The organism is Brucella sp. HL-2, from assembly GCF_025846885.2.
GTDB classification, from domain to species: domain Bacteria; phylum Pseudomonadota; class Alphaproteobacteria; order Rhizobiales; family Rhizobiaceae; genus Brucella; species Brucella quorumnocens.
The window spans coordinates 126,331-133,259 of the sequence record NZ_JAOYTK010000009.1 but is presented as its reverse complement, the minus strand read 5'-3'; the positions used below and the strand labels follow the sequence as shown (position 1 = coordinate 133,259).

Below are 6,929 nucleotides of genomic sequence, written 5' to 3'. Positions count from 1 at the left end.
CCTCAAGGACTGGAGGAGGGTCGCGACACGATATGACAAGCTCATGCTGAACTTTACAGCCACATGCTATATCGCTGCCATCGTCACATGGTGGCTCAATTGAGTCTGGACCCTAGAGCTCTCCAAGCCGCTGGTCCTGCCTACTTGCTCACCAGCGCAGCAAATTTATCGAGATCGACATTACCGCCGCTGACAATAACGCCAATTCGCTTACCCTTCAACGTCGGCGCCATCTGCAGCGCGCCAGCAAAAGCAAGGCAGCCGGTCGGTTCCACGACCATTTTCATTCGACTTGCGAAGAACTTCATTCCCTGCACCAGTTCATCATCACTGACGGCGAGGATATCCCGGACTGTGTCGCGGATGACGGCAAAGGTCATATCGCCAAGTGCCTGTGTCTGAGCGCCATCCGCCAATGTCTTTGGCACATCTATATGCACGATTTTGCCTGAACGGAAAGACTGCTGGCCGTCATTACCTGCTTCGGGCTCAACCCCGTAAACATCGCATGACGGTGAAAGCGCCTTGGCAGCCAAAGCAGATCCTGCAAGCAATCCGCCGCCACCCAGACAGACAAACAGCGCATCCAACTGCCCAACTTCTTCGATCAGTTCCTTCGTCGCAGTACCCTGACCAGCAATGATATCAGGATGATTGAACGGAGGAATGAGCGTTAGCCCGCCTTCGTCAGCAAGCTTATTTGAAAGCGCATCGCGATCCTCAGTGTAACGGTTGTAAGTGACGACCTTTGCGCCATATCCCCTCGTGGCATCCAGCTTTGCCGCCGGAGCATCCTCAGGCATGATAATGGTCGCGCCAATATCCAACAGTTTGGCAGCAAGCGCGATTGCCTGCGCATGATTGCCGGAAGAAAATGCCAGAACGCCACATTCCTTTTGCTCATCATTGAAACGAGACAAGGCATTGAATGCGCCACGGAATTTGAATGCGCCTATGCGCTGAAAGTTCTCGCATTTAAAAAAGAACTGTGCGCCGGTTTCGCGATCAATTGTTGAAGAGGTGAATACCGGTGTGCGGTGCGCATGCCCGTTAATTTGTCTGGCAGCTGAAACCACATCGTCATAGGTCGGAAGCATAGACATAGTTCACCTCTTCAAAGCGCATCCCGAAAAGTGTGAAATGCTTTTCTGATAAGATGCGCGTAAAATAAAACGTTACATCGTCATTTTAACATCGGCCACAAGCTCAGAATGAGCAGCAAAGCCATGGTAAGATTAAACCATTTCAATCGAACGGGATCGGAAAGCCAGTTGCGCAGCAAAGTGCCGAAACCTGCCCACACGGATACACTCGGCAAATTGACAATCGCGAAAGCGGCGCTCACCAGAAGTACAGCTACGTAGTAATTGTCATGGTTGGCATAAGTGGCGATACCGGTAATCGCCATCACCCAGGCTTTCGGGTTCACCCACTGAAATGCAGCCGCCTGAAAGAATGTCATCGGCTCGCCGCTATCGCTATTTTTGGACTCACCAATCGAGCGCGACGTAGCAATTTTCCAGGCGAGATAAAGCATGTAGGCGCCGCCGGCGAACTTAAGCGACGTATAAAACGACGGCACCGTTTCGATCAGTGCGCCCAGACCAAAGTTCACCCCTGATGCGAGCAGCATCAGATTGTTGGGACCGGGCGTAACCGACGAGACAAATGCAAACACGAGAAGCGCAAGGAAGATTTCAAGAGACATTAGTTTGACCTGATTTATAGAGACAAATTAGCTCAATAAAAAACCGGCACAATCGAAACATTGTGCCGGTTTTAACCGATATTGTCTCGATCTGACTTGCTTCTTATAGCCCCTGAGGACCGCGGTTCATCGCGGCCACGCCGGTTCGGCAAATCTCCACCAGACCGAGCGGTTTCATCAGCGAAATGAACTGATCGATCTTGGCGGTCTTACCGGTAATCTCGACAATAAAATGCTCTGTCGTCGCATCAACGATCTTGGCGTTGAAGGCATCGGTCAAACGCAACGTTTCCGCACGTGCTTCGCCCTTGCCCGCCACCTTGATCAGAGCAAGCTCACGTTCAATTGGACGTTCATGGCCAAGCTCAACAGCACGGTGGGTCATATCAACCACGCGATGCACCGGAACGATACGCTCGAGCTGATGACGGATCTGATCAAGCACATTTGGCGTGCCGCGCGTAACGATTGTAATGCGCGACAGGTGCTGCTCGTGCTCGGTTTCAGAAACCGTAAGGCTTTCGATGTTGTAGCCACGACCTGAAAACAAGCCGATGACGCGAGCAAGGACGCCCGGCTCATTGTCAACGAGAACGGAAAGCGTATGGGTTTCCGGTGTTTGCGTATCCGCCGCAATGAAATATGCCGAGCCGGATGCTAGATTTTGTGCGTTCATTTTTCTTATCTCCGGGTCAGACTAGGGCGCGGCCCTTGGCGTCAATGGCGTTAGCAACGGCTTCATCGGTCGCTTCATCAGGCAGCAGCATTTCATTATGTGCCTTGCCGGATGGGATCATCGGGAAGCAGTTGGCGAGATTGGCAACGCGGCAATCAAAAATGACCGGCTTTTTGATCTCGATCATTTCCATGATCGCATCATCGAGCTGAGCTGGTTTATCGCAACGTATGCCATGCGCACCATAGGCCTCTGCAAGCTTCACGAAGTCAGGCATTGCTTCGGTGTAGGAATGCGACAAGCGGTTGCCGTGCAACAACTGCTGCCATTGGCGTACCATGCCCATATACTGGTTGTTCAGGATGAAGATCTTGATCGGAGCTTCAAACTGGATCGCAGCCGACATTTCCTGAATGCACATCTGGATCGATGCATCACCCGCAATATCGATAACCAGTGCATCAGGATGCGCTATCTGCACGCCAAGTGCAGCAGGCAGGCCATAGCCCATCGTGCCCAAACCACCCGATGTCATCCAACGGTTCGGCTCATCAAATTCCATGAACTGGGCAGCCCACATCTGATGCTGGCCAACTTCAGTGGTGATGTAGGTATTACGGCCCTTGGTCAGTTCATTCAGACGTTCCAACGCATATTGCGGCATGATGACGTCTTTGTTCGGCGCATAAGCCAGTGAGTTGCGCGCACGCCAGCGGTCGATCTGCTCCCACCAGGCACCAATTGCCTTCTTCTCCGGCTTCTTGTCGGATGCGCGGAACTGGCGAACGATATCTTCTAGAACATGCGCGACATCACCGATGATCGGAACATCAACCCGAACATTCTTGTTGATCGAAGATGGGTCGATATCGATGTGAATCTTGCGCGAATGCGGGGCAAAAGCGTTGAGGCGGCCGGTGATACGGTCGTCAAAACGTGCACCAACACACAGCATAACATCGCAATCATGCATAGTCATGTTGGCTTCGTATGTACCATGCATACCCAGCATGCCGAGCCAGTTCTTGCCCGATGCCGGATAGGCACCCAATCCCATCAAGGTCGAGGTAATTGGGAAATTGCTGATTTCAACCAGTTCGCGCAGCAGCTTTGTTGCGGCAGGACCAGAATTGATAACGCCACCGCCCGAATAGATAATTGGCTTCTTGGCAGTCAGCAGCATTTCAACCGCTTGTGCGATCGCCGACTTGTCGCCTTCAACTGTCGGACGATAGCTGGTGCGCGGAGTTGTTTGCGGTGGCGTATAGATACCGGTTGCAAACTGAATGTCCTTAGGAATATCGACCAGAACCGGACCCGGACGACCCGTGGAAGCGATATGGAAAGCTTCGTGAAGAACGCGCGAGAGGTCATTAACGTCACGAACCAGCCAGTTATGTTTGGTGCAAGGACGCGTGATGCCAACGGTATCGGCTTCCTGAAAACCATCAGAACCGATGAGCGATGTTGGAACCTGACCGGAAATGCAGACCAGCGGGATGGAATCCATCAACGCATCCTGCAATGGCGTCACTGCATTTGTGGCCCCAGGACCGGATGTAACCAGCATAACGCCAACCTTGCCGGTTGAACGGGCGTAGCCTTCAGCCGCATGACCTGCACCCTGTTCGTGGCGAACCAGAATGTGCTGAACCTTGTCCTGCTGGAAGAGTTCGTCATAGATCGGCAGCACAGCGCCACCCGGATAGCCAAAAAGATGTTCCACGCCATGATCGATCATAGCCTGAACCACCATTTCTGCGCCGGTCATTTCGCGTTGCCCTGCGGAGATCGTCGCCGCCTCGCTTTTTGCTGCCGTCATCGTCGTCACTTCCCGTCTGCTTTACATATTCAATTTCGTTGGTGTTTAGATAACAAAAAAGGCCCCCGAGGGAGCCTGTCTTTCGCGCATGGGAGCTTTCGCCGGATGGTTACACCATCCTGCCCATGCGCATTCGTACCACAAGAATAAGAGCTGTTCTGTTCATGATCGGGAGACTAATCAGCGAAAATCGCGCCGTCAACGCATAAATTCATCAAGCGCGATATTTTCTTCTGTCAAAGCCCCTTTCTCGATAAGATTATTGCCTATCAAGCGCTTCAGCACCGGAAATATACGTATTCCAGCTATCATCCAGCTGATTACGGAACCATGTCGATTGCCGCTTAGCATATTGACGAGTGGCGATAACGGAGCGCTCAATGGCTGCTTCACGTGTCATCTCGCAGGCAAAGAATGCCGCGATCTCACGCACGCCGATTGCCTTCATCGCTGGCAGTGCCGGATCAAGATCAAGCGCCATCAATGCGCGCACTTCATCAAGCGCACCGTGATCCCACATGAAATTGAAGCGTAGGGCAATCCGCTCACCCAACCACTTGCGATCAGGCAACAGCACGATCTTGGTCGCGCTCGCATCGTCTACCAGCGCCGTGCCCGTCGCCTTCTGCCAGTGTAGTAGAGACTTGCCGGTCCCTTCAAACACTTCCAATGCGCGAACGATACGCTGACTATCGGTCGGTCGGAGCGTCGCCGCTATCTCAGGATCACGCTCCTTGAGCATCACGTGAAGGGCCTCCGCCCCCTCTTCGCTCATCCGGCCGCGCCAATGATCACGTATATTAGCAGGCACTTCCGGCATTTGAGAAAGCCCGCCCAGCAGCGCCTTAAAATAGAGCCCCGTACCGCCGACAAAAATTGGCACCCGCCCCTTGAGATCAGAACGCGATAGCAGGGCCTCCACATCGGCGAACCATTTGCCGGTGGAATAGGAAATGGATGGGGCCACGTGCCCATAAAGATAATGCTCAGCCTCACGCAACTCATCAGATTGCGGGCGTGCACTCAACAGGTCGAGCACATCATAAACCTGCATGGAATCGGCATTCACGATGAAGCCGCCAGTTTTCTTTACCATATGAAGAGCAAGAGCCGACTTGCCGCTGGCCGTCGGGCCAGCTATCAGGATTGCATCCTTTGCCGCTTCACTCATCGCAGGAAATGCTCCTCATGTCCCGATCCGTTTCCCTCATTGCTACACTGGTTGCCAATCCGGCCAAAGCGCTGCTTGTTCCATCGCTGGGGATTAAAGCCTCGGCCGCAGTGAATGCAACCGGACTTTATTGGCTGGCTGACGGCATCGCCTGCGACATACCACTTGCCTCGGGCATCACCCGCGCAGAAGCAGAAAACACACTGCGCGCTTCTCTCGGTGGTGCGCCTGTCGATGTGGTGGTGCAGGAACAGGATAGCCGACGCAAGAAAATTCTGATTGCGGACATGGATTCCACCATGATCCAGCAGGAATGCATCGACGAGCTGGCCGAAGAAGCTGGCCTGCGTGAGCACGTTGCAGCCATCACCGCGCGCGCCATGAACGGCGAGATCGAGTTCGAGCCAGCACTTCGTGAACGCGTTGCTCTGCTTAAGGGCCTGCCACTGTCGGTCATCGACAAGGTTATCTCCACCCGCATCTCACTAATGCCAGGTGGTGTTGAACTGGTGCGTACCATGCGCAAGCACGGCGCATATACCGCACTGGTGTCCGGGGGCTTTACCTCGTTTACACGTCGCGTTGCGGAAATGATCGGCTTTAATGAAGACCGTGCTAACACGCTCCTTCACGATGGCGCACATTTGAGCGGCAGCGTTTCCGATCCGATTCTCGGGCGCGAAGCGAAAGTTGAAAAGCTCGTTGAGATCGCCGATCGTCTCGGTCTTACGCCAAAGGACGCTATCGCGGTGGGTGATGGTGCCAACGACCTTGGCATGATCCAACTTGCAGGCACAGGCGTTGCCCTTCATGCAAAACCTGCAGTCGCAGCTCAGGCCAAGGTACGCATTGACCATGGCGATCTGACCGCCCTCCTCTATATCCAGGGCTATCGCAAATCGGATTTCGTTGAATGATCATCTTGGAAACGCCTCGCCTCACTATCCGTAATTGGGAAGATCGTGACCGTGAACTGCTTCACGTAATCAACTCCGATGATGAGGTAATGCGTTTCTTTCCGTTCCGCCGCAATCGTGCTGAATCGGATAAGCTGTTCGAGCTTCTTCAAACCATGATCGCAGAAGCCGGCTTGGGCTTTTACGCTCTCGAAGAAAAACAAAGCGGACAATGCATCGGCTTTGCGGGGCTGGCACGCACCGATCTGGAACCACATTTCCCAAACGGCACTGTGGAAATTGGCTGGCGTCTCGCGCGGCCATTCTGGGGCAAAGGTTATGTGACGGAAGCAGGCAAAGCGCTGCTTGCCTATGCCTTCGAAGCATTAGAACTGCCTGAAGTCGTGTCCTTCGCGGTCTTCAACAACGACCGCTCGACAGCAGTCATGCAGCGCATCAACATGGTTCGCGATGCGGCCAGCGACTTCGATCATCCGCGCGTGCCGGACGAGACGCCACATCTCAAGCGCCATGTCGTTTACCGGATCGGCAAGCCTGCGAAGACTGAATCGCACTCGTAACGGAATCCCATAAGCGATTCAGAACACAAACAAAAAAGGCGTTGCGATATACCGCAACGCCTTTTTTTGTTTGTA

Annotated in this window: 7 protein-coding genes and 1 pseudogene; 3 read left to right on the top strand and 5 right to left on the bottom strand. The window is 53.5% G+C overall.

The features are described from left to right. Nucleotides 1–103: pseudogene (locus OIV19_RS12885) on the top strand (IS5/IS1182 family transposase); the annotation flags it as partial. A gap of 37 nt (nucleotides 104–140) precedes the next feature. Here the strand turns inward: OIV19_RS12885 and OIV19_RS12880 are convergent. From OIV19_RS12880 to miaA, 5 genes are all read right to left on the bottom strand, one after another. Next, complete coding sequence (locus OIV19_RS12880; protein WP_264231873.1) at nucleotides 141–1,103, bottom strand: threo-3-hydroxy-L-aspartate ammonia-lyase; 963 nt, start codon at nucleotides 1,101–1,103, stop codon at nucleotides 141–143. An 80-nt stretch (nucleotides 1,104–1,183) separates the two neighbouring features. After that, the gene (locus tag OIV19_RS12875) at nucleotides 1,184–1,708 is read right to left on the bottom strand and encodes a LysE family translocator (RefSeq protein WP_264231872.1); all 525 of its coding nucleotides are present in this window, start codon (nucleotides 1,706–1,708) and stop codon (nucleotides 1,184–1,186) included. A gap of 103 nt (nucleotides 1,709–1,811) precedes the next feature. Further along, nucleotides 1,812–2,384: an acetolactate synthase small subunit gene (gene ilvN / locus OIV19_RS12870; protein WP_007875697.1), complete on the bottom strand. Its 573-nt coding sequence runs from the start codon at nucleotides 2,382–2,384 to the stop codon at nucleotides 1,812–1,814. A gap of 16 nt (nucleotides 2,385–2,400) precedes the next feature. Next, nucleotides 2,401–4,206, bottom strand: a complete 1,806-nt coding sequence (locus OIV19_RS12865; RefSeq protein WP_191793743.1) for an acetolactate synthase 3 large subunit — start codon at nucleotides 4,204–4,206, stop codon at nucleotides 2,401–2,403. Between the two features lie 259 nt (nucleotides 4,207–4,465). Continuing rightward, nucleotides 4,466–5,377: a tRNA (adenosine(37)-N6)-dimethylallyltransferase MiaA gene (gene miaA / locus OIV19_RS12860; protein ID WP_264231871.1), complete on the bottom strand. Its 912-nt coding sequence runs from the start codon at nucleotides 5,375–5,377 to the stop codon at nucleotides 4,466–4,468. Between the two features lie 17 nt (nucleotides 5,378–5,394). On the opposite strand from miaA, the gene serB reads away from it, so the two are divergent. Together serB and OIV19_RS12850 are read left to right on the top strand one after the other, a co-directional pair. Continuing rightward, entirely contained in the window at nucleotides 5,395–6,294 is a 900-nt protein-coding gene (gene serB / locus OIV19_RS12855) for a phosphoserine phosphatase SerB (RefSeq protein WP_191793741.1), read from the top strand. Further along, nucleotides 6,291–6,854, top strand: a complete 564-nt coding sequence (locus OIV19_RS12850; protein WP_191793740.1) for a GNAT family N-acetyltransferase — start codon at nucleotides 6,291–6,293, stop codon at nucleotides 6,852–6,854. The genes serB and OIV19_RS12850 overlap by 4 nt, the downstream gene beginning before the upstream one ends. The last annotated feature ends 75 nt before the right edge of the window (nucleotides 6,855–6,929 follow it).

Coding starts and splice junctions, on each gene's coding strand:
- ilvN (WP_007875697.1), bottom strand. CDS start 2,384: ATGAACGCACAAAATCTAGCATCCGGCTCGGCATATTTCATTGCGGCG.
- OIV19_RS12850 (WP_191793740.1), top strand. CDS start 6,291: ATGATCATCTTGGAAACGCCTCGCCTCACTATCCGTAATTGGGAAGAT.
- serB (WP_191793741.1), top strand. CDS start 5,395: ATGTCCCGATCCGTTTCCCTCATTGCTACACTGGTTGCCAATCCGGCC.
- OIV19_RS12865 (WP_191793743.1), bottom strand. CDS start 4,206: ATGACGGCAGCAAAAAGCGAGGCGGCGACGATCTCCGCAGGGCAACGC.
- miaA (WP_264231871.1), bottom strand. CDS start 5,377: ATGAGTGAAGCGGCAAAGGATGCAATCCTGATAGCTGGCCCGACGGCC.
- OIV19_RS12875 (WP_264231872.1), bottom strand. CDS start 1,708: ATGTCTCTTGAAATCTTCCTTGCGCTTCTCGTGTTTGCATTTGTCTCG.
- OIV19_RS12880 (WP_264231873.1), bottom strand. CDS start 1,103: ATGTCTATGCTTCCGACCTATGACGATGTGGTTTCAGCTGCCAGACAA.